Origin of the sequence: Marinobacter suaedae (assembly GCF_030519635.1) — a bacterium.
Classification (GTDB): domain Bacteria; phylum Pseudomonadota; class Gammaproteobacteria; order Pseudomonadales; family Oleiphilaceae; genus Marinobacter; species Marinobacter suaedae.
This window is the reverse complement of sequence record NZ_JAUMIS010000001.1, coordinates 13,747-36,132: the sequence shown is the minus strand read 5'-3', so window position 1 is coordinate 36,132 and position 22,386 is coordinate 13,747. Positions and strand designations below refer to the sequence as shown.

The 22,386-nt window shown below is 58.4% G+C and carries 19 protein-coding genes; 3 read left to right on the top strand and 16 right to left on the bottom strand.

What is annotated here, in order from left to right:
• Positions 1 to 13: 13 nt before the first annotated feature.
• On the bottom strand, positions 14 to 313 hold the full coding sequence (locus QVZ43_RS00150) for a hypothetical protein (RefSeq protein WP_302908389.1): 300 nt from the start codon (positions 311 to 313) through the stop codon (positions 14 to 16).
• A gap of 392 nt (positions 314 to 705) precedes the next feature.
• On the opposite strand from QVZ43_RS00150, the gene QVZ43_RS00145 reads away from it, so the two are divergent.
• The gene (locus QVZ43_RS00145; RefSeq protein ID WP_302908388.1) at positions 706 to 2,691 is read left to right on the top strand and encodes an SDR family oxidoreductase; all 1,986 of its coding nucleotides are present in this window, start codon (positions 706 to 708) and stop codon (positions 2,689 to 2,691) included.
• 67 nt (positions 2,692 to 2,758) lie between these two features.
• On the opposite strand, the gene rnt is transcribed toward QVZ43_RS00145, so the two are convergent.
• The 3 genes from rnt to QVZ43_RS00130 form a co-directional block, all read right to left on the bottom strand.
• Positions 2,759 to 3,412 (bottom strand): ribonuclease T, encoded by a 654-nt coding sequence (gene rnt / locus QVZ43_RS00140; protein WP_302908387.1) that lies wholly within the window; start codon positions 3,410 to 3,412, stop codon positions 2,759 to 2,761.
• Positions 3,413 to 3,465: 53 nt separating this feature from the next.
• A complete protein-coding gene (pyrC, locus tag QVZ43_RS00135) occupies positions 3,466 to 4,497 on the bottom strand; it encodes a dihydroorotase (RefSeq protein ID WP_302908386.1) in 1,032 nt (343 codons plus the stop codon).
• A gap of 357 nt (positions 4,498 to 4,854) precedes the next feature.
• Positions 4,855 to 5,781: a histone deacetylase family protein gene (locus QVZ43_RS00130; protein WP_302908385.1), complete on the bottom strand. Its 927-nt coding sequence runs from the start codon at positions 5,779 to 5,781 to the stop codon at positions 4,855 to 4,857.
• A 195-nt stretch (positions 5,782 to 5,976) separates the two neighbouring features.
• Between QVZ43_RS00130 and QVZ43_RS00125 the strand changes: the two genes are divergently transcribed.
• Entirely contained in the window at positions 5,977 to 8,721 is a 2,745-nt protein-coding gene (locus tag QVZ43_RS00125; protein WP_302908384.1) for a bifunctional acetate--CoA ligase family protein/GNAT family N-acetyltransferase, read from the top strand.
• Between the two features lie 20 nt (positions 8,722 to 8,741).
• Here QVZ43_RS00125 and rdgC read toward each other — a convergent pair whose 3' ends face one another.
• The 8 genes from rdgC to QVZ43_RS00085 form a co-directional block, all read right to left on the bottom strand.
• Positions 8,742 to 9,668: a recombination-associated protein RdgC gene (gene rdgC, locus QVZ43_RS00120; protein ID WP_302908383.1), complete on the bottom strand. Its 927-nt coding sequence runs from the start codon at positions 9,666 to 9,668 to the stop codon at positions 8,742 to 8,744.
• Positions 9,669 to 9,762: 94 nt separating this feature from the next.
• Positions 9,763 to 9,963, bottom strand: coding sequence for a DUF2788 domain-containing protein (locus QVZ43_RS00115; protein WP_223793759.1), 201 nt, complete (start codon positions 9,961 to 9,963; stop codon positions 9,763 to 9,765).
• A 34-nt stretch (positions 9,964 to 9,997) separates the two neighbouring features.
• Positions 9,998 to 10,768: a peroxide stress protein YaaA gene (yaaA, locus tag QVZ43_RS00110; RefSeq protein ID WP_302908382.1), complete on the bottom strand. Its 771-nt coding sequence runs from the start codon at positions 10,766 to 10,768 to the stop codon at positions 9,998 to 10,000.
• A gap of 13 nt (positions 10,769 to 10,781) precedes the next feature.
• Positions 10,782 to 11,015, bottom strand: coding sequence for a glutaredoxin family protein (locus tag QVZ43_RS00105; protein WP_302908381.1), 234 nt, complete (start codon positions 11,013 to 11,015; stop codon positions 10,782 to 10,784).
• Positions 11,015 to 11,764: a YciK family oxidoreductase gene (locus tag QVZ43_RS00100; protein ID WP_223793756.1), complete on the bottom strand. Its 750-nt coding sequence runs from the start codon at positions 11,762 to 11,764 to the stop codon at positions 11,015 to 11,017. Before QVZ43_RS00100 ends, QVZ43_RS00105 begins: the two co-directional genes overlap by 1 nt.
• Before the next feature lie 56 nt (positions 11,765 to 11,820).
• Positions 11,821 to 12,486, bottom strand: a complete 666-nt coding sequence (locus QVZ43_RS00095; protein ID WP_302908380.1) for an HAD-IA family hydrolase — start codon at positions 12,484 to 12,486, stop codon at positions 11,821 to 11,823.
• Positions 12,476 to 13,192, bottom strand: coding sequence for a bifunctional 2-polyprenyl-6-hydroxyphenol methylase/3-demethylubiquinol 3-O-methyltransferase UbiG (ubiG, locus tag QVZ43_RS00090; RefSeq protein ID WP_302908379.1), 717 nt, complete (start codon positions 13,190 to 13,192; stop codon positions 12,476 to 12,478). Before ubiG ends, QVZ43_RS00095 begins: the two co-directional genes overlap by 11 nt.
• A 35-nt stretch (positions 13,193 to 13,227) precedes the next feature.
• On the bottom strand, positions 13,228 to 14,568 hold the full coding sequence (locus QVZ43_RS00085) for a TRZ/ATZ family hydrolase (RefSeq protein ID WP_302908378.1): 1,341 nt from the start codon (positions 14,566 to 14,568) through the stop codon (positions 13,228 to 13,230).
• 122 nt (positions 14,569 to 14,690) lie between these two features.
• Between QVZ43_RS00085 and mtnA the strand changes: the two genes are divergently transcribed.
• Positions 14,691 to 15,755, top strand: coding sequence for an S-methyl-5-thioribose-1-phosphate isomerase (gene mtnA / locus QVZ43_RS00080; RefSeq protein ID WP_420890877.1), 1,065 nt, complete (start codon positions 14,691 to 14,693; stop codon positions 15,753 to 15,755).
• A 47-nt stretch (positions 15,756 to 15,802) separates the two neighbouring features.
• On the opposite strand, the gene QVZ43_RS00075 is transcribed toward mtnA, so the two are convergent.
• From QVZ43_RS00075 to QVZ43_RS00060, 4 genes are all read right to left on the bottom strand, one after another.
• Positions 15,803 to 16,555, bottom strand: coding sequence for a helix-turn-helix domain-containing protein (locus QVZ43_RS00075; protein ID WP_302908377.1), 753 nt, complete (start codon positions 16,553 to 16,555; stop codon positions 15,803 to 15,805).
• Between the two features lie 20 nt (positions 16,556 to 16,575).
• Complete coding sequence (locus tag QVZ43_RS00070; RefSeq protein WP_302908376.1) at positions 16,576 to 18,747, bottom strand: carboxy terminal-processing peptidase; 2,172 nt, start codon at positions 18,745 to 18,747, stop codon at positions 16,576 to 16,578.
• Positions 18,748 to 18,975: 228 nt separating this feature from the next.
• The gene (locus QVZ43_RS00065) at positions 18,976 to 21,126 is read right to left on the bottom strand and encodes a 3-hydroxyacyl-CoA dehydrogenase NAD-binding domain-containing protein (RefSeq protein ID WP_302908375.1); all 2,151 of its coding nucleotides are present in this window, start codon (positions 21,124 to 21,126) and stop codon (positions 18,976 to 18,978) included.
• A gap of 32 nt (positions 21,127 to 21,158) precedes the next feature.
• A complete protein-coding gene (locus QVZ43_RS00060; protein WP_223793748.1) occupies positions 21,159 to 22,367 on the bottom strand; it encodes an acetyl-CoA C-acetyltransferase in 1,209 nt (402 codons plus the stop codon).
• Between the last annotated feature and the right edge of the window lie 19 nt (positions 22,368 to 22,386).

Sequence of the window (22,386 nt, the reverse complement as noted above, 5' to 3'; positions counted from 1 at the left end):
CCTGGGTTCCAGGTCAGTGCATCAGGGCGTTACGGGTGCTGTCCGGTTGCTGATCCAGGGTTTTGCGAGCCAGGTCTATTGCTTTGTCCTGACTGAGTTCCCCGGATGCAATGCGCTCCAGTACCGTGCCCATGATAGCCACGGACTGACGGTACTCTGCGAATTCCGCCTGAAACGCTGAATCGATGGCTTCGTAAACGGCCTGGATTTTTTGCTCGCGATTGCCGGCATTTTCTGCCGTGTCGTTAATGGCCTTCAGGCAGGCCCGGGCAATAGCGATGTAGCGTTCAGTATTTGGGTTATCTTTATTCATGAGTTGGTTTCCGTTTAAGGACGGTCATTGAATGAGGAATGGAGACGCCGCTGACGGCAATTAGTTCCTGATTATGTCATTGCTGCAGTCTTGTTTCATGGGTTTGTTCCAGCGCGCTGTGGGCGGCTCCTGAGTAATGAAATTTGCCTTGTCAGCCTTGGATTCTGTAGGCATTCTGAACAGGTCCTGACCCTGGGGTGATGTGTCGAATTAGAGTAAAAGCTCAATTAAAAACAAGGGGTTACAGAGCAAAAGCTCTAAAAAAGTTCGATACATCAGGGTCGCAATTACGTACAATGCTAACGTTTCGAAAAACATCATAAGTCCGCGGGCTTCTGGTGAGCCAAAACACGGATAGAAAAAAACAGAGTAACAAGCAGGGTGACTAATCAATGAACTACTTCTTAACGGGTGGCACCGGATTCATCGGCCGATTCCTCGTCGAAAAACTCCTGGCACGCGGTGGTACGGTTCACGTACTGGTACGCGAGCAGTCCCAGGAAAAACTGGACCAGCTTCGCGAACGCTGGGGGGCGGATGAATCGCAGGTCAAAGCGGTCATTGGTGATCTGACCAGCAAGAATCTCGGCATCGACGCCGCCACCATGAAGTCCCTCAAGGGCAACATTGATCATTTCTTCCACCTTGCTGCTGTTTACGACATGGGGGCTGATGAAGCGTCCCAACAGGCAGCCAACATTGAAGGCACCCGTGCTGCGGTTGAAGCCGCTGAATCCATGGGCGCCAAGTGCTTCCATCATGTTTCCTCAATTGCGGCGGCGGGCCTGTTCAAAGGCACCTTCCGCGAGGACATGTTCGAAGAAGCCGAGAAGCTGAACCATCCGTACCTGCTGACCAAGCACGAATCCGAGAAAGTGGTTCGTCAGGAGTGCAAGGTTCCGTTCCGCATTTACCGTCCGGGTATGGTCATCGGTCACTCCAAGACCGGTGAGATGGACAAGGTTGACGGCCCTTACTACTTCTTCAAGATGATTCAGAAGATTCGTCGCGCGCTGCCCCAGTGGGTTCCCACCGTGGGTATCGAAGGCGGCCGCCTGAACATCGTGCCGGTGGATTTCGTGGTCAACGCCATGGATCACATTGCGCACCTGGATGGTGAAGATGGCAACTGCTTCCATCTGGTGGATTCGGACCCGTACAAAGTGGGCGAGATCCTCAACATCTTTTCCGACGCTGGTCACGCGCCGAAGATGGCCATGCGCATCGACTCCCGCATGTTCGGCTTCGTTCCGCCGTTCATTCGCCAGAGCCTGAAGAATCTGCCGCCGGTCAAGCGTCTGACCGGAGCGCTTCTGGACGACATGGGCATCCCGCCTTCGGTGATGTCCTTCATCAACTACCCGACCCGTTTCGATGCCCGTGAAACCGAGCGCGTCCTGAAGGGCACAGGCATTGAAGTGCCGCGCCTGCCGGAGTACGCCGCTGTCATCTGGGATTACTGGGAACGCAACCTGGATCCGGACCTGTTCAAGGACCGTACCCTGCGCGGAACCGTGGAAGGCCGGGTGTGCGTGGTGACCGGTGCCACCTCCGGTATCGGACTGGCGACGGCCGAAAAGCTGGCTGAAGCGGGTGCGATTCTGGTTATTGGCGCGCGGACCAAGGAAAAGCTCGACGAAGTGACGGCTCACCTCGAAGAGAAGGGCGGCAATGTTCACGCTTACCAGTGTGATTTCGCCGACATGGAGGACTGCGATCGCTTCGTGAAGACGGTTCTGGACAACCACGGCCAGGTGGATGTGCTGGTGAACAACGCCGGCCGCTCCATCCGTCGTTCCCTGGATCTGTCGTTCGATCGTTTCCACGACTTCGAACGTACCATGCAGTTGAACTACTTCGGTTCCGTTCGCCTGATCATGGGCTTCGCGCCGAAAATGCTGGAGCAGCGTCGCGGTCACATCGTGAACATCTCCTCCATCGGTGTACTGACCAACGCGCCGCGCTTCTCCTCGTACGTGGCGTCCAAGTCAGCGCTGGACGCGTTCAGCCGCTGTGCTGCTGCTGAGTGGTCGGATCGCAACGTCACCTTCACCACCATCAACATGCCGCTGGTGAAGACGCCGATGATTGCGCCGACCAAGATCTACGATTCTGTTCCCACCCTGACGCCGGACGAAGCGGCCGACATGGTGGCGGAGGCCATCATTTACCGTCCGAAGCGTATCGCAACGCGTCTGGGTATCTTCGCTCAGGTGCTGCACGCACTGGCGCCGAAGATGGGCGAGATCGTGATGAACACCGGTTACCGGATGTTCCCGGATTCGGCGGCGGCAGCCGGCAGCAAGTCTGCCGAGAAGCCGAAGGTATCCACCGAGCAGGTTGCCTTTGCGGCGATCATGCGAGGCATCTACTGGTAATCCCGGTCGCCTGAGACCGAAAAAACCCCGCTTCGGCGGGGTTTTTTTATTGGCCAGGAAAAGGTGCTTACTCTTCCAGATTCACCGGGGCAGGTGGAAAGCCGCCGAGGTCTTTCCAGCGATTGACGATACCGCAGAACAGCTCTGCCGTTCTCTCTGCGTCATAGGCAGCCGAATGAGCTTCCCGATTGCTGAACGGGATACCGGCCAGCTTGCACGCCTGTGCCAGCACCGTATGCCCATAGGCCAGACCCGCGAGGGTAGCTGTATCGAACGTGGAGAACGGGTGGAACGGGTTGCGCTTGATATCCGCTCGCATGGCTGCCGCAAACAGGAAATTGTGGTCGAAAGTGGCGTTGTGGCCTACGAGTACCGCACGCTTACAGTCGAATTCCTTCACTGCCTTGCGGATCGGACGAAAGATTTCGCTCAGGCCTTCCCGCTCGGGCACCGCTTCCCGCTCCGGGTCCCACGGATCGATGCCGGTGAAATCCAGTGCCGACTGCTCGAGGTTGGCGCCTTCAAACGGGTCGATATGGTGAGTGTGGGTTTCGCTGGGGTGCAGGTAGCCGTCCTCGTCCATGGTCAGGAGAACAGCGGCAACCTCCAGCAGAGCGTCCCGTTCCGGGTTGAATCCTGCTGTCTCGACATCAACAACGACGGGCAGGAAGCCACGAAAGCGGCGGGACATGGGATGCGGTTCTTGGTTTTCGTCAGTCACTCAAACTCCGGTCATAGCCGTGTGATTCAAAATGGGTTTGGAATCTATGATGCTTACGCCAGGCGCCAGTTAACGGTTTCACCGGCCTTCAGTGGCACGATGTGGCCACCGGCCAGTGGAAGCTGGTCGGGCATGGTCCAGGGTTCGCGCACCAGGGTAATGGTGTCGGTGTTTCTGGGCAGGCCGTAGAAGTCGGCACCGTTTAAGCTGGCAAAGGCCTCCAGCTTGTCCAGGATGCCCAGTTCCTCAAATATCTCGGCATAGAGGCCGATAGCGCCAAAGGCGGAGTAGCAGCCGGCACAGCCGCAGGCGGCTTCCTTGCGATCCCTGGCATGGGGCGCGGAGTCGGTACCCAGGAAGAAACGCTTGTTGCCGCTGGCAACCGCATCCCGCAGGGCCTGCTGATGTTTATTGCGCTTGAGGATCGGCAGGCAGTACAGGTGCGGCCGGATGCCACCGACCAGCATGTGGTTCCGGTTGTACATCAGATGCTGGGGCGTCAGTGTGGCACCCAGGTTATCACCATTGTATTGCTGTACGAAGGCGGCAGAATCGGCGGTGGTGATGTGTTCCAGCACCACTTTCAGGTTCGGGAAGGCTTCCAGGGTCGGGGCGAGAACCCGCTCCAGGAAGATCTTCTCCCGGTCGAAAATGTCAATGTCGGCATCGGTGACTTCACCGTGAACCAGCAACAGCATGCCGCACTCGGCCATGGCCTCCAGTACCGGATAGATATTCCGGATATCCTTCACGCCGGAATCGGAATTGGTAGTGGCGCCCGCCGGATACAGCTTGGCTGCGATCACGCCTGCGGCTTTTGCTTCGCGGATGGTGTCCGGCGTCATGCTCTCGGTCAGATAGAGGGTCATCAGTGGCTCGAACGCCGAGTCACCGGCAGCGGCCAGGATGCGCTCGCGATAGGCGGTGGCCTGCTGAGCGGTTGTGACCGGCGGCACCAGGTTGGGCATGATGATTGCGCGCCCGAAACAGGCAGCGGTGGCCGGAACAACGTCGTTGAGGATGTCGCCGTCACGAACGTGCAGATGCCAGTCGTCCGGGCGGGTAAGGGTAATCTGATTGGTCATGAGAGTGTTCGCCAGTATCTCGGAGGGACATACCCTGAAAATTTGGCGGATTATATCAGATGGGGGCTGTGTTTGTTTTTGTATCCTGGCCCAAAGGGCGCCGGGAAGTAGCCGATGTTACCGGTGAACAGAGGAATTCCCCAAGGCAATCTGTAACCGTTATGACATTCAGTGTGTTCTAATCCGCATGTCGCTTTGCCGCTCCAGTCACCTTGTTCTGGGGGCATGGCTGGGGTCCGGGCGTTGTGCCGGCCTGCGGATAACTGGCGCACCAATATACGGCTTCAGCGCGAAGGGGAGCGTCCTGGGTTCCGGCATGCCACCGGCTATCGCGGTGGCTCAGCGGGCTGAACTCGTTCAGTGCACTGAGCTCAGAACCTCAAGGTGGCGGGCGACGCATTCGGCCAGGGCCTTAGGGTTGTAGCCACCTTCCAGCGTTGACACGATTCGGTCATTGGCGTGATCGCTGGCCACACTGGTGAGCAATTCTGTAAGCCAACCGTAATCCTCTGTTTCCAGATTCAGTTCCGCCAACGGGTCCAGCCGGTGGGCATCGAATCCTGCAGAGATCAGGACCAGCTGTGGCCTGAAGTCCTGAAGGGCTTTCAGCCAGCCCTCCTCAACCACCTTCCGGAAATCCTTACCCGAGGTGCCAGCTTCGACCGGCACATTAATGATATTGTCCGGTTGTTGATAAACGTGGGAGTTAGGGTAGAGCGGATGCTGGAAGCTCGAGCACATCAACACGCGCTCGTCGCCGCCGACAATGTCCGCTGTTCCGTTGCCCTGGTGTACGTCAAAATCGATGATCGCGACCCGTTCCAGCTGATGAAAGGTCAGCGCACGCATGGCGGCCAGTGCAACGTTGTTGTAAAAGCAAAAGCCCATGGCCCGGCTGCGCTCGGCATGGTGTCCCGGAGGTCGGGCACAGACGAACGCATTGGTGGCCTGGCCACTCATGACCATATCCACCGCCTGAATATTGGCGCCGGCAGCAAGGCGCGCGGCCATCAGGGACTCTGCCATGATGGCGGTGTCCGGGTCGACAAACACCCGGCCGCGGGTCGGGACGATGAGTTCCAGTTGTTGCAGATATTTCTCTGGATGCACTAATAGTAATTGGTCACGGGTTATTTCTTCCGGCCGGACCCAGTCCATTTCCTGTTGCAGCCTGGTATCTGCCAGAAAACTGAGAATAGCCTTGATGCGTTCCGGGGACTCCGGGTGTTCCGGCCCCATGTTGTGCTTCAAACAATCGTCGTGGAAAAAAAATGCCGTGGTCATACCTGATCAATACTCTGTAATTGCTATTGTTTTCGATCATGGTATCAGGGATGGCAAGGGGCTGCCCCGTTCTTTGGTTGTAGTCGGATGGTCATGCCCCGTTAATGTTTCTGGTCCTGGAACGGGCTAAACTCATAAGTATTAGTATTTCTTTGAATTTATTGCCAAATTTCTTGTCGCAGGGAGACTGCCAGCTTGAGCACCCGTTACCTGGAAAGCCTGTTCAATCCTGATTCGATAGCGGTCATTGGCGCCTCGGAGCGGGCCGACAGCCTCGGTGGTATGGTGTTGCGGAATCTGATGGGTGGGGAATACGCCGGGCGTTTGCTGGTGGTTAACCAGAACGATTACGACAACGTTCACGGTGTGCCCTGCGTCAAGAATGTATCCCGGATGGATTTTTCTCCGGACCTGGCCATTATCTGCACACCGCCCGAGACCGTCGCCAAGACGATTCGCCGATTGGGGGAGGCAGGCGTCAGGACTGCCATCGTCATGACCGGTGGTATGTCCCGGACCCACAGCAAAACCGGCCAGCCTCTGATGTATGCCGTGCGCGAAGCGGCTCGGGAAACCGGGGTGCGGGTGCTGGGGCCGAACACCATTGGTGTCATGGTGCCCAAGCGAAATCTCAACGCCACCTATGCCCACATGGGCGTTATTCCCGGTCGGGTCGCCTTCATTGGTCAGTCCGGTACCATTGCCAGTTCGGTCATTGACTGGGCGTTTGCCCGGGGCGTCGGCTTTTCCTATTTCCTGACCCTGGGTGACGGGATGGATATCGATCACGACGATCTGATCGACTATCTCGCGCAGGACTCCCAGACCCGCGCGATTTTGTTGCATATCGAGAATATACCCAATCCCAGCCGGTTTATGTCTGCGGTTCGGGTGGCTTCCCGGACCAAGCCAGTGATTGCGGTGAAATCCGGACGGGTGCCGGAATCCGAGTGGGTGCCCCACGACCTGCCCGCCGGCGTGACGCGAAGCGATCCGATCTACGACGCCATGCTGCAGCGTGCCGGGGTGCTGCGGGTGGATGGCTTGGGGCAGATGTTCGATGCCCTGGAAACCCTGACCCGGATGCGTCCTCTGCGCCGGGAGGGGCTGGTCATCATGGCCAATGGAGTTGGGCCTGGAGTGCTGGCAGTGGACCGGTTGGACCATCTGGACGGAGAGCTGGCCCAGTTATCGGACAAATCAGTGGATGCGCTGGCGGAACTGCTGCCGCCCTACTGGACCAGAAGGAATCCGATCGACCTGAACTACGATGCCTCGCCCGAGCTGTATTCGAAAGTCATCCAGATATTGGGCAAGGATCCGGAGGTGGCCAACGTTCTGGTGATGTACGCCCCGAGCCTGACCGAAGATAACCTGCAAATCGCCGACGCGGTGGTTCATGCATCCAGGGGCACCCGGCTTAATGTGTTTACCTGCTGGCTGGGGCAAAGTACGGTGATGGATTCCCGGGAAGAGTTCTACCGGGCCGGAATACCGTCCTTCTTCAGTCCGGAAAAGGCCGTGACGGCCTTCATGCAGCACATCCGGCATCAGCGGGTGCAGCGCCTGCTAACCGAGACGCCGGAGTCCTTTACCGACCATTTTATCGATCGCAGCGTGACCCGGCGGGTGGTCAGGAAAGCCCTGAACGACGGTCGTTACCACCTGTCCAACCGGGAAGCTCGGGACCTGATCAGCGACTATGGCATCAGTACCGTCGATACCATCTACTGTGACGATGTGGATGAAGTGCTGGCCGTTTTTGCAGTAGAGCGACGCCCCGTCGACGTTTCCATTATCCACGAGCAGGTGTGTCATCCATTCCTCAAGCTCAGCCCGACACAGCGGCGCTACAAGGGTACGATCCAGAAGCTGAACAGTGAGCAGGCCATTATCGAGGCCTGTCGCTTCCTGATGGAAGATTACCAGCTGCATTTCCCGGACAGTGGATTCCTCGGATTTGCGGTTCAGTATTCCTACCAGCACGTGGGCGGCATCGAGTTCAGTGTGGGGATCACCCGGGATCCGGTGTTTGGACCTCTGGTGGTTTGCGGCGCTGCCGGTGCTCAGATTAATGTGAAGACCGACCGGCAGATTGCCCTGCCGCCGCTCAACATGGTGCTGGCCCGGGAGCTGCTGCGCCGCACCTACATGTACAAACTGCTCAAGGAGCACAGCCTGAGGCCGGAGGAAGATATCCGGGCGGTGACGGAAACACTGGTCACCCTGTCCCAGATCGTGATTGATATCCCGGAGATCAAGGGGCTGGAGATTTCACCCCTGTTGTTCAATCATCAGGGCGCGGTCGCGGTCAACACCGCGGTTAACCTGTCCGATCAGGCGGGCAGACCCATCATTCAGCCCTACCCAAGGGAGCTGGAAGAGTGGATTGTGCTGCCCAAATCCGGCCGACGGGTCATTATCCGGCCTGTACTGGCGGAAGATGAGCCGGCGCACCGGGTGTTCCATGAGCTCCAGTCACCGGAATCCATCCGCTACCGGTTTTTCCAGTACCGCAAGCATTTCTCCCGGGAGGACGTCGCCCAGATGGTCCAGATCGATTACGACCGGGAAATGGTGTTCATCGCCAACGCGCCCCGGGAGGATGGGGAAGGGGAGGAAACCCTCGGTACGGTACGCACCTGGACCGACGCCGATAACCTGCGGTGCGAGTTTGCTGTGATGGTGCACGACAAGATGAAAGGCGAGGGTCTTGGTATCACGCTGATGCAAAAAATGATCGATTACTGCCGGGAGCGGGGAACGGTGGAAATGGTGGGCAATGTGCTACCGGACAACCGGCCCATGCTGAGCCTGGCGGAGCATCTGGGATTTGAGGTGAAATACAACCACGAAGAAGAGGTTATGGACCTGCGGCTGGTGCTGAACGAACCGGAAAAAGACTGGCAGCGGGAGCGGCTGGGCAAGGACACCTACTGACGGCGCCCTTGCCGGGGGCTTTATTCTTCGATGATGGCAGAGCGGTCCTCACCGCCCATGGCTTCCAGCAGCCCCGGAATCAGTCGGGCCAGTTCCAGCGTCATCAGCGTGAAGGCAGCGTCGAACTTGGCGACGGCATCGTCGGCGTCTACATCGTCCAGCTGGTCCTGAATGGTTTCACCGAATTTGATACGGCGAATGCCAAACTCCTCGTCCAGAACGAACGACACGTTTTCATCCCAGGTCAGAGCCAGACGGGTTACCTGCATGCCGGCATCCAGGTGGTTACGGATTTCGTCGGCTTTCAGATCCAGGCCCTTGCAACGCACCACGCCGCCGTCTTCGGACGGATCCTTGAGTTCGCACTCGCTACCCAGGGTAATGGCAGCAGGCAGGTCGATGGTTTCGTTCAGCCAGCCGGTAAAGGTAAAGGCCGGCGCCTGCTCCAGTGCCGGCGGACGGACAGGCAGTGAACCCAGGCTCTTGCGCAGCGTGGAAGCCAGGTCTTCCGCCTGTTTTGCCGAGCCAGCATCAACCACGAGCACGCCGTCTTTCGGCGCCAGGTAGGCATAACAGCGGCGATTCCTGGAAAAAGCCTGAGGCAGCATTTCCAGCATGACCTGTTCCTTGATCTCGTCCTTTTCCTTGCGACGCACTTTCCGGCTCTGTTCCAGTTCAATGGCTTCGGCCCGTTCTTCAACCGCTTCCTTGACGACCGGACCCGGCAGGATTTTCTCTTCCTTGCGCAGGGCAATCAGGTGATAACCGCCGGCACTGTGTACCAGCTGTTCGCCATTCTTGCCCAGTGGCGGTACCCAGCCCTGGCGGCTGGTTTCCTGAGGACCACAGGGTTTAAAGGCGTCGGCCTGAAGCTTGTTCTCTAACTCCTCGGCCGAGATGTCAAAGGGTTTGGTGAAACGGAAAACACGGGCGTTGCGAAACCACATCAGGCTGGATCCTTGAATCTTCAATGGGCTGGAACGAGAAAGGGGAAGGATGATACGGCCACCGGCTGGCGGCCGTAAAGTGGTCTGTGAGGCGTCACAAATCCATGATTTCGACCAGAACGGTCTTCACGATAAAACCGACGACACCAGCGCCGAGTACGATGAACAGGGTAATGGTACCGAACCGGCCGGCTTTGGATTTTTTCGCCAGATCCCACACGATAAACCCCATCCAGGTGATGAGCCCGGTGAGAAGTACCAGCATGGCGATTTGGGAGAATACTGCTTCGTTCATAGATTACGGTCTCTGTCTTTAAGCGTCGGAAATTCTATTGCTCATCCCGAAGGAATACCCAGTTGTCGGTGTCTGACTGTTCGTGGCTGAAATAATAGCCTTCAAGGTTAAAACCCTTGAGATCGTCCGCCTGGGTGATCTGGTTCTGGATGGCGTACCGGCACATCAGGCCCCGGGCCTTCTTGGCGTAGAAGCTGATCATCTTGTATTGGCCGTTCTTCCAGTCCTTGAACTGTGGGGTAATCAGCCGACCGTTCAGTTTCTTCTTCTGAATGCTTTTGAAGTACTCGTTGGAGGCCAGGTTGACGAGTACGTCATCGTCCTCGGCCAGCAGCCGGTTGATTTCGTCGGTCAGCTTGCTGCCCCAGAAGGCATAGAGATCCTTGCCCCGGTTGTTTTCAAACTTGGTGCCCATTTCCAGACGGTAGGGCTGCATCAGGTCCAGAGGCTTAAGGAGTCCATACAGGCCGGACAACATCCTCAGGTGCTTCTGGGCGAAGTCGAAGTCTTTCTCGCTGAAACTGGCGGCATCCAGACCGGTGTAGACGTCACCCTTGAACGCCAGAACGGCCTGGCGGGCGTTATCCGGGGTGAACGGTGTGTGCCAGCTCTGGAAGCGCTCCGCATTCAGTTGGCCGAGCTTTTCACTGATGCTCATCAGATTACTGATCTGGTGCGGCTCCAACTCCTTGAGCTGATCAATCAGTTCACAGGCATCGTCCAGAAAGTCCGGTTGGGTGTGGCGCTCTGTGGCCAGCGGGCTTTCGTAGTCGAGCGTCTTGGCGGGGGATATAACCATCAACATGGCGGGGCTATCCTCATTCAAGAAACGTGAGTAAGTCGTCTTTGGTGAACGGCCAGTCCAGTTCCGCGCCGGTGTCGTTGCGTCGCAACACCGGAATGCGCGTGCCGTACTTTTCCACCAGTGATTCTGACTGCGCGATATCCACAACATCCACCGGAATGGGCTTTGGCATGGGCGTGTGGATCAGCAGGTTCTCTGCCACCTCACACAGGTGGCAGTTGGATGTGGTGTAAAACAGCAGTTCCATTACTTGGGTTGCGCGTCGAGCTGCTGACCGTTCACGCCTTTGCTGTCTTTGCCCATCAGGTACAGGTATATGGGCATGAGCTCTTCCGGCGCAGGATTCTGTTGCGGATTTTCGGCCGGGTAGGCATGGGCGCGCATGTTGGTGCGGGTGGCACCGGGGTTCAGGCTGTTCACGCGCACATTGTGGCGCTCGTCATCCAATTCGTCGGCCAGTACCTGGGTGAGGCCTTCCACCGCGAACTTGGATACCGCGTAGGCACCCCAGTACGCCCGTCCCTTGCGGCCTACACCTGACGAGGTGAAGATCACCGAGGCATCGGTAGACTGGCGCAGCAACGGGATCATGGCGCGGCTGAGCAGGAACGGCGCGGTCGCGTTCACGTGCATGACCTGATTCCAGGTCTCCGGGTCGTACAGCTCGATCGGGCTGCGATCGCCCAGAATGGCGGCGTTGTGCAGGATGCCGTCCAGCCGGCCAAAGTTTTCTTCGATGGTCATGGCCAGTTCTTCGTATTCCTTGACCGCGGCACCGTCAAAGTTCATGGGCACGATGGCAGGTTGCGGGTAGCCGGCGGCTTCAATTTCGTCGTACACAGCCTCCAGCTTGGACACCGTGCGACCCATCAGAATCACCGTGGCCCCGTGTGCCGCATAAGCGATGGCGGCAGCCCGGCCAATGCCACTGCCGGCGCCCGTCACCATAACGATGCGGTCCTGCAGTAGGTCGGCGGGTGCTTGGTAATCTTGCATAACCTGTCTCCGTGTCAGGCGGTTGCGTATCGGCAACCCTAAATCTTTTGCGGTCGTTATTGTAACAGCTTTGCCAGGTCGCTGACGGTGTCGGCAATCCGGTCCGCGCCCCACAGATCCACTGTTTCCGGTTTCTCAATGTAACCATAGCGCACCGCAATGGTTTGCATGCCGGCATTACGCCCAGACTCTATATCCCGTACATGGTCGCCAACGTAGATGGCATTTTCCGAGCTAGCTCCGATTTGCGCGCAGGCAAGGAACAGTGGTTCAGGATGGGGTTTGCGCTGGCTGACATGATCCGGGCAGATGAGCGTGGCGCAGCGCGGGCCCAGACCGAGGGCCTCCACGAGCGGCGCGGCAAAGCGAACCGGTTTATTGGTCACAATGCCCCATGGGATGTCGCGGGCTTCCAGTGAGCGCAGTATCTCATCCATGCCGCTGAACAGGGTGGTCTCTTCGGCGACGCCCAGTTCGTAGAGGTCCAGAAAGGCGGTGTGCTTGTCCAGATAATCCGGATGCTCGGGTTCCAGACCAAAACCCACACGAATCATGGCTCTTGCACCGTTGGAGACCGACCGGCGAATGTGCTCAGCGGGCAGGGCGGCGAGGCCGTGCTGCTGCCTGAGCAGGTTCAGGCAGCGAATAAAGTCCGGGGCGGTGTCGATCAGGGTGCCATCCAGGTCAAACAGGACGGCTGACGGAGTTTGCTCAGGCTTCACGGGTGTCCTTCGCGTGCATCAAGTAATTAACATCCACATCCCGACCCAGCTTGTAAATTTTGGTGATCGGGTTGTACGTCATGCCCGTGAGCTCCAGCACCTCAAGATTCGCGTGGCGCAGGTAATCCGACATCTCCGATGGGCGGATAAACTTCTTCCACTCGTGGGTGCCCTTGGGCAGCAGATTGAGCACATACTCGGCACCCACGATCGCGAACAGGAACGACTTCGGATTGCGGTTGATGGTGGACACAAACATATGGCCGCCGGGCTTCAGCATAGCGGAGCAGGCCTTGATGACGGATGACGGATCGGGCACGTGTTCCAGCATTTCAAGACAGGTCACCACATCGTACTGGCCTGCGTGTTCAGGATCCTGCGCCAGTTCTTCAACGGTCGTCTGGCGGTAATCCACCTCCACGCCGCTTTCCAGTCCATGGAGCCTGGCGACCGAAAGCGGGGCTTCGCCCATATCGATTCCGGTCACGTGAGCACCGCGCTGGGCCATGCCCTCTGACAGCAGGCCGCCGCCGCAGCCCACGTCCAGGGCACGCTTTCCGGCCAGGGACACACGCTCGTCGATATAGTTCAGCCGCAGGGGGTTGATGTCGTGCAGTGGCCGGAACTCGCTGGTCGGATCCCACCAGCGACTCGCCAGAGCCTCAAACTTGGCAATTTCGTTACTGTCGACATTCTGGTTGTTCATGGTTCGCATTACCTGCTGAAGGGGTATTGAGTCGTTTACGAATTCTGTTGGTTACGGATGCGCTCGCGCCAGTCATCCACCCGAAGCATAAGGTCTGCCACATCAATTCGGGTTAAGCGACCGTCCTGTACCTGAGGTACGCCGTGAATCCAGCTGTGGCTTACTGCGCGGCCATGATTGCTGTACACCAGGTGAGATGCCGGATCGTATACCGGCTGGATGAATGGATCGCTCAGATCAACGGCGATGATGTCCGCCAGTTTTCCGGCTTTCAGGGAGCCCAGTTCCTGTTCCCGACCAAGGGCCTTGGCGCCGTTCAGCGTGGCCATGGCCAGCGCGTCATGGGCGGACAGAGCGGCGGCATCGCCGGCCACGACTTTGGCCAGCATCGCGGCAGTCTGCAGTTCGCCAAATAAATCCAGGTCGTTGTTACTGGCGGCGCCATCGGTACCGATGGCGACATTGATACCGGCGTCAATCAGTTTCTGCACAGGGCAGAGGCCGCTGGCCAGCTTAAGATTGGACTCCGGGCAGTGGACAATGTGTGCACCGGTGGAGGCGATGGTTTCAATATCGGCGTCGTCCATTTGAGTCATGTGCACGCACTGGGTGTTGGGGCCCAGCAGGCCCAGATCGTTCATGCGAGCGACCGGGCGCTGGCTCAGTTTTTCCGTGGCTTCTGCGACCTCAAAGGCGGTTTCGTGCAAATGGATCTGGATAGGGGCGGCGGTTCGATTGCTCAGGTCGATGGCCTTTTCCATCGGAGCATCGGACACGGTGTACGGCGCGTGCGGGCCAACAGCTGGAAAAATGAACTCGTTTTCCCGCCATGCATTGATGAACGCTTCCCCTTTACTCAGGTATTCGTCCGGACCACTGCCCCAGGCGGTGGGGAAATCCAGCAGTGGAAAAGCAATCTGGGCGCGCATACCTGCGTCAAAGGCCGTCTGGGCAGCGATTTCCGGGAAGAAATACATGTCCGAAAAGGTGGTGGTCCCGGTGCGCAACATTTCTGCCATGGCGAGTTGGGTCCCATCGGCAATGAACTGTTCGCACACGAATGCGGCCTCGGCCGGCCAGATGTGTTCATTAAGCCAGGTCATAAGGGGCAAGTCATCCGCCATTCCCCGGAACAGGGACATGGCCGCGTGGCCGTGGACATTGATCAGGCCGGGCATGACCACGTGACTGGGCAGGTCCACCGTTTCCCGGGTGCGGTAGTCGGCATCCGCCTGCTCCTGGGAAACCACGGCAGTGATCCTGCTGCCTGTGATGATGACCGCCTGATGGTCCAGCACAACGCCTCTGGGTTCGATGGGGATCAGCCACCGGGCATTGATGCGGATATCGGCTGCGGTGATGGTGTCTGCGGTCATATACCTGCCTTGGTTACCGGGGCCTCAGTTACCCGTGTGAAATGGGCCAGTCGTGCAAATGTAGCTGGCTAGTATAAACGTTATACTGCGGCTTTTCAGCGTTTCACAAACGGAGTGCGCGAATGGATAAAACCCGTCAGTCCAATCCTTTACGGAGCATTGGAACGGTTGCGATGCGTTGGCATGGTGACAGCCTTGACCTGCTGGATCAGCGGTTGTTGCCAGCCGAAGAGCATTGGATCACAGCGGAAGGCGCTGGCGGAGTTGCGCAGTGTATTCGCGACATGGTGGTAAGGGGGGCTCCAGCGATTGGCATCAGCGCAGCCTACGGGGCCGCACTGGCGGCCCGCCACGCCGCCGATGACAACTGGCGGGAAGAAGTCTCCCGGGCAATTGAGGAACTGGCTGCCTCCAGGCCCACGGCGGTTAACCTGTTCTGGGCGCTGCAGCGCATCACGGCGGTGTTCGAGCAATGCGCCACGCTGAAGGAGGCGGCGACTCGACTGGCGGACGAGGCCAAGGCCATTCACCAGGAAGACCTGGCGGCCAATCTGGCCATGGCCGATCATGCCCTGAGGGCCATGGGCGCTGACCAACCTGTTTCGGTGCTTACTCACTGCAATACGGGGGCGCTGGCCACGGGGGGGTATGGCACTGCCCTGGGGGTCATCCGGCGTCTGCACGAGGTTGAATTATTAGACAGAGTGTATGCCGATGAAACGCGCCCCTGGCTGCAGGGAAGCCGCCTGACGGCATGGGAACTGGCGCAGGACGGCATTCCAGTCACGTTGAACGCAGACGGTGCGGCAGCGGCCATTCTGGCTCAGGGCCACGTTCGCTGGGTGATCGTCGGGGCTGACCGAATCACGGCCAACGGTGACGTGGCCAACAAGATTGGCACCTACAGTCTGGCCGTCTTGGCCAGGCACCATGGTGTGGGTTTCATGGTGGTTGCGCCTTCGAGCACCGTTGATATGGCGCTGGTATCCGGTCAGGATATTCCCATTGAGGAACGGGACGATGCTGAAGTGAAGTCGATCCGGGGTATTCCTTTGGCACCGGACGGCGTCAACGTATACAACCCCGTGTTTGATGTTACGCCGGCCAGTCTTATCGATCTGATTGTCACCGAAAAAGGTGTCGTCCGAAAACCGGATCGAGCTGGTATGGATGCACTGTTCGGCTGAACATGTGTAGCTTTGATGTTGTTCAGGGCTGAGGGGTAGACAGTGCCTCAGTCGTTGGCAGGATCATCTTCTGTCTTCGATTTTTCCTCATAGGTGGTCTTCAGCTCTGCCACCTCACGTTCCTGCTCTTCAATAAAGTGCAGGGACATTTCAAAGCTCTGCCGGGTAAATTCCAGCACCTTCTTGAAACCCTCGTCCGACAGGTTTCTGGCGTTGTCATGGCGGCGAAAGATATTGATGAATTCACGCTCCCGCTCGAACTGCAGCGGAAGGCGGCCCACGCCCCAGTCATTGAGCATTTGCCAGACTTCCGGATTGTAATTGCGGGTGGTCCGAAGAATGAACGGGATGGGATCGTTTCGGGCGACCAGAGCTGCCAGCCGGAGGATCAGTTCGAAAGACAGGGTAGCCGTACCGTTTTCCACGGCCTCCAGGACCGATTTGTCCTTCAGGTTCAGGGCTTCGCTCATCTCGCTCAGGGTGAGCCCGGCGACTTCCCGGATGTCCCTGAGCGACTGGCCTGCAGTGAGCATGGCCCGAAGCTGGTCTTGGGAATTGATCAGCGCCCGCCCAACCCGCACGGAGGTATCGGTGGCCCGCAATCCGAGGCGAACGGCGGAGCCGGTCAGGCCGACCAGTCGGTCCACAAGGCCCTCGGAACTTTTGCTGTCGGCCACTTCCGGATTCTGAAGTTCCTCGATTTCCTCCATGGAGCGCATAGCGTGAAGCGCATCCAACAGAGTATCTCGCAACACTCGCCCCGTCGTTGGGGGTATTTCATCCTTGGGTCGTTGCGGCATGCTCCTGCAGTTATCCTCGCTTATTGAGCCGGCGCCTGGACGGCAAAGTGCCTGGGGGTGGCAATCGAGACCATGCGACGGTCCAGTTCAACCATGTCCGCCACAATGTGGCCACCTTCGCGGATGACAAAGTCCAGCTCCTCATCGACCGCATCCTGCTGGGCGGCTTGCTGGTCCTGCCAGTCTTCCAGCGCTTCGAGGGTCTCGAAAGGCTGTTCACCACGAAGTTCACGGCGGGCATTGGCAATGCTCAGTCGGGTGCGCTCGATCTGTTCGTGCTGGGCCTTGCGGGTCTCAAAGTTGAGGCTCACGGAGTCCAGTTCCCGCTGTTCGTTCAGGAACTCGATTTCTTCCTGCAGCAAGTTGAACTCCGGGCTGGTGGAGAACCGTGTTTCGTGGCGCTGGCGCAGCTCATCGATGATGCCGCTGAAATCGAAATAGCGAGTGTGGGGTACGGCTTCAATCTGGTCCCAGGGCAGGGCACGTTCCAGCGCGTCCTCGCCAATCCGGTTCTTGTCGATCCGGGACGGAATTTCGATATCCGGAATCACCCCTTTGTGCTGGGTAGAGCCACCCGACACACGGTAGAACTTGGACTGGGTGATTTTTAGCTGGCCGTGATTCAGGGGACGAACCGCCTGTACCGTGCCCTTGCCGAAGGTCTGGGAACCAACCACCAGACCACGTCCGTAGTCCTGGATGGCGCCGGCAAAAATCTCGGAAGCCGAGGCACTCATCCGATTGGTGAGCACCACCAGTGGGCCATCGTAGGACACTGACGGGTCCTCATCATCCAGAGTCTGGACTTCGTTATTGGCGTGCCGGATCTGCACGGTCGGGCCTTTGTCAATGAACAGACCCACCAGGTCGTTGGCTTCGTGCAGGGCACCACCGCCGTTGTTGCGCAGATCTATCACCAGGCCATCCATGCCGTCTTCACGCAGTTCGCGGATCAATCGGCGAACATCCCGGGTGGTGCTCTTGTAGTTCGGATCGCCGGCCTGCATGGCTTGGAAATCGGCGTAGAAGGTGGGAATGTTGATTACGCCAATGCTGTAATCGTCACCGTCCCGTTCAAGCTCGATGAGGTCCTTGCTGGCGCTCTGTTCTTCCAGTTTCACTTCATCCCGTTTGATGGCAATGGTCTTGGTGATGGTTTCATCACTTGCGTTGGCCGGAATCACCTCCAGGGTTACCACAGAGTTGCGGGGGCCCCGGATCAGATCCACGACTTCGTCCAGTCGCCAGCCAATCACGTTTACAGGTTTTTCGTCTTCCTGGGCGACGGAAACAATTCGGTCCGCCGGCCGCAACTGACCCTGCTTGGCCGCCGGACCACCGGGCACAAGACGCACAATTTTGGTGTATTCGTTATCCGCCTGCAGGACCGCTCCAATCCCTTCCAGCGACAGGCTCATGTTGATGTTGAAGTTCTCGGACGTCCGGGGCGAGAAGTACGAGGTGTGGGGATCCCAGATGCTGGTGAAGGCATTCATGTAGGCCTGGAAGGCATCTTCACTCCGAGCCTGGTACGCGCGCTTGAGCTGACCTTCGTAACGACGCACCAGGCTTTCCTTGATGGCATCGTCCTCTTTTCCGTTCAGTCGTTGGGCCAGAACGGCGTTTTTGATGCGCTTGGTCCAAAGCTCATCCAGTGCGGCGGTGTCCGCCTCCCACTCGGCTTCCGATCGATCGACCAGAATGGTTTCGTCCGCTGCAAAGTCCAGGGAATCGAGGCCATCATCCAGCACGGACAATGCGAACTGGAGCCGCTCGATGACCCGTTGCTGAACCAGGTTGTAAATATCGAAGCCCGGCTGAAGCTGACCGGTTTTCAGGGCAGAGCCGAGCTGGCTCTTGGTGCCGGTAAACCGGTCTACGTCCTGGCGGGTCAGGTAGATACGCTGGCCATCGAGATAGTCGAGGTAGGCGTCAAAGACCTGTTCGGAAAGCTGGTCATTGATGCCCATGTCCCGGAAGTGGGTGAACTGGAGCTGGCGGGCAATCAGAATGTTCGCTCGGGCCTGATCGATGGTGGGAGCGACAGGTTCGTAGATCTGCTTGTCATCAATCTTTGCAGACAGGCCAAGAGGCATGCCCACCAACAAAGCCAGGCTGATGGCTTTGCAAAGCCCGGTTCGGCTGCCCGAAGCAGCGGAGCGACGAGCGACAGTTCTTTCCGCGTAGGTCATAAATTCTTACCTGACTTTACTGGTGCGGCGCCTGGAAGAGGGACCGGCTTACCCGTTAGCGAATAGGCTCATTGTAGGCAAGCGCTAACAGCGTTGCCATACCAGTGATTGGCAGGTTCGTGACAATCTGTCCATGAAAGTGTCAGGTTTGTAAGGCGGGGGCTTTGCGGGGCGTAGGGGCGATAAGTGCGGGGAACCGGAGAGGCTTGTGCCTCTCCGGTGGACTGCTTAGACAAAGGCCGCGTTGCCCTCGGCTTTCTCTACCAGCAGCCCGGGTGGGGTGAATCGCTCACCATAGCGGGCGGCCAGCTCGCTCGCGCGTTCGGTGAATGCGCGAACACCGTACTGATTGATGAACTGAATGGCGCCGCCGGTCCAGGCCGCAAAGCCGATACCGAAAATGCTGCCGATGTTGGCATCTTCAATGTTCCTCAATACGCCTTCTTCCAGGCAGCGAACGGTTTCAATTGCCTGAATAAAGAGGATGCGGTCTTTCAGGTCCTGGAGCTGGACAGCATGAGCCTTGTCGTTATCCACGAACAGCTGATCCAGTCCGGGCCAGAGATGTTTCTTGCCGTTTTCCGGGTATTCATAAAAGCCCGCCCCGGCGGCCTTACCCTTGCGGCCCTGTTCATCGACCATGCGGTCAATCACGGCCTCGGCCGGATGCGGTTCCCAAACACCGCCTGCCGCTTCCGTGTCGTTCTTGCTCTGGGCACGGATGTGCTGCATCAGGGTCAGGCTGACTTCGTCGGAAATGGCCAGCGGGCCAACGGGCATACCCGCGAACAGGCCGGCGTTCTCGATGCTGGAAGGGTGGATACCTTCGGCCAGCATGCTGATGCCTTCGTTCACGAAGGTGCCGAATACCCGGGAGGTGAAGAATCCCCGGCTGTCGTTCACCACGATCGGGATTTTGCCAATCTGTTGAACGTAGTCGAACGCCCGCGCCAGTGTCTCGTCGGAGGTCTTGGCGCCCACGATGATTTCCACAAGCTGCATTTTGTCGACCGGCGAGAAGAAGTGCAGGCCGATAAAATTCTCTGGCTTGCCGGACGCTTGGGCCAGTTGGGTAATGGGAATCGTGGACGTGTTGGAGGCGAAAATGCCGTTGTTCACCAGTTTGGGCTCGGCTTCCTGCGTTACCTTGGCTTTCAGGCCGCTGTCCTCGAAGACCGCCTCAATGATGAGGTCACATCCCTCCAGGTCACTCGCGGAGTCGGTGGGTTGGATGCGAGCCAGAGTCTCGGCCTTCCGGGCTTCGGTCATACGGCCACGGCTGACTTTCTTGGCTAACAGTTTCTCGGAGTACCCCTTTCCTTTCTCGGCGTTTTCCACCGATACATCTTTCAGAACCACGTCGATGCCACGGGTTGCGGTGGAATAGGCGATGCCAGCGCCCATCATGCCTGCACCGAGAATCCCGACCTTGCTGAAGGTTTCCGTGTCGAAGCCTGCTGGGCGACTGCCGCCCGCTTTCAGATCGTTAAGCTGGAACCAGAAGGTGCCGGTCATGTTCTTGGCGACCTGGCCAATCACCAGCTCGGCAAAATAACGGGTTTCGATCAGGCTGCCGCTGTCAAAGTCCACCTGGGCGCCTTCAACCGCCGCTGAAAGAATTCGTTCCGGCGCGGGATAACAACCTTTTGTTTTCTGCCTGAGCATGGCCGGCGCAATGGCCAGCTTCTGGGCCATGGCCGGGTGATGGGGGGCACCCCCGGGGAGTTTGAAGCCTTTCTGGTCCCAGGGTTGCTGGCATTTCGGGTTCGCGTCGATGAACTCGCGGGCCTTGGTGATCATCTCGTCCACAGATTCGGCAAGATCATCAATAAGTCCTGCTTTCAGGGCCGCTTTGGGATTCACTTTCTTGCCTTCCATCAGCAACGGGAAGGCGGCTTCCAGTCCAATCATCCGAGGCAAGCGCTGCGTGCCTCCACCTCCGGGCAGCAGGCCGAGGGTGACTTCCGGCAGGCCCAGTTGGATGGCGTCGTTATCCAGAACCACCCGATGATGGCAGGCGAGGGCGAGTTCCAGCCCGCCACCCAGTGCCGCGCCATTGATGGCGGCAACCACGGGCTTGCCGCAGGTTTCCAGGGCTCGCATGTCGGCTTTCAGACCGTTGACCATATCCTCGAAGGCTTTGGCGTCCGCTCGGCTCACCTTGTGCAGTTCCTTCAGGTCGCCACCGGCAAAAAACGTTTTCTTGGCCGAGGTGATGATGATGCCGCGGACAGTGTCCAGGTCTGACTGAACCCGTGCGACCGTTTCGGATAGGGCGTCACGAAAGGCCCCGTTCATGGTGTTGGCGGACTGGCCCGGCATGTCTATGGTCAGGGTCAGGATTTGATCTGAACCCAGTTCATAACGGATGGCACTCATTACAATTCTCCTATCTGAAAAAAGTGTCGGGTTCAGACGCGTTCAATGATGGTGGCGATACCCATGCCGCCGCCCACACACAGGGTGGCCAGGCCGTATCGCAGTTCCCGGCGTTCCAGTTCGTCCATCAGTGTCCCGAGGATCATGGCACCGGTGGCGCCAAGCGGGTGGCCCATGGCGATGGCGCCGCCATTCACGTTCACTTTTTCATCGGGAACCGACAGCTCTTTCTGAAAGCGCATGACCACAGAGGCAAAGGCTTCGTTGACTTCAAACAGGTCGATCTGATCTGCCGTCATGCCGGCCTTGTCCAGCGCTTTGCGCGCGGCCGGCGCAGGCCCCGTCAGCATGATAGTGGGGTCGGTGCTGGTCACCGCGGTGGCGACAATGCGGGCCCGCGGCTTGAGTCCCATGGCCTTGCCCTTGGCTGCGCTGCCGATCAGAACGGCGGTGGCACCATCCACGATGCCGGAGGAATTGCCCGCATGATGCACGTGGTTAATCTTTTCGATGTAGTGGTACTTTTCCCGGGCAACGCTGTCGAACCCCATTTCGCCCATCATCTGGAACGAGGGCTTCAGGCCAGCCAGCGAGTCTAAGGTGGTCTCTCCCCGCACGTGTTCGTCACAGTCGAGAATGACTACGCCATTCTGGTCGGTCACGGGGATGATGGATTTGGCGAAATGACCGTTGCTCCAGGCATTGGCGGCTTTTTGCTGGGAACGTACAGCAAACTGGTCGACGTCTTCACGGCTAAACCCTTCGATGGTTGCAATCAGGTCTGCGCCAATGCCCTGAGGCATGAAGCCGGTGTGCAGGTTGGTTTCCGGGTCCATCGCCCAGGCACCCCCGTCGGAGCCCATGGGTACGCGGGACATGGATTCAACGCCGCCGGCAACCACCAGGTCTTCCCAGCCGGACCGCACTTTCATGGCGGCCAGGTTCACGGCTTCAAGGCCGGAGGCGCAGAACCGGTTCAGGGTGACGCCGGCCACCTTTTCGTCCCAGTCGGCGGCCAGCGCTGCCGTTTTGGCAATATCCGCGCCCTGATCGCCCACGGCTGTTACGCAGCCCATGACGATGTCGTCGACCTGCGCGGTATCCAGGTTATTCCGCTCTTTCAGGGCATCCAGCAGGGTCTTCAATAGCGTGACGGGTTTTACGCTGTGCAGGGAACCGTCCTTCTTGCCGCGGCCACGCGGCGTCCGAACGGCATCGAAGATGTAGGCTTCGGTGGTCATTGGCTGTCCTCGGTTCATT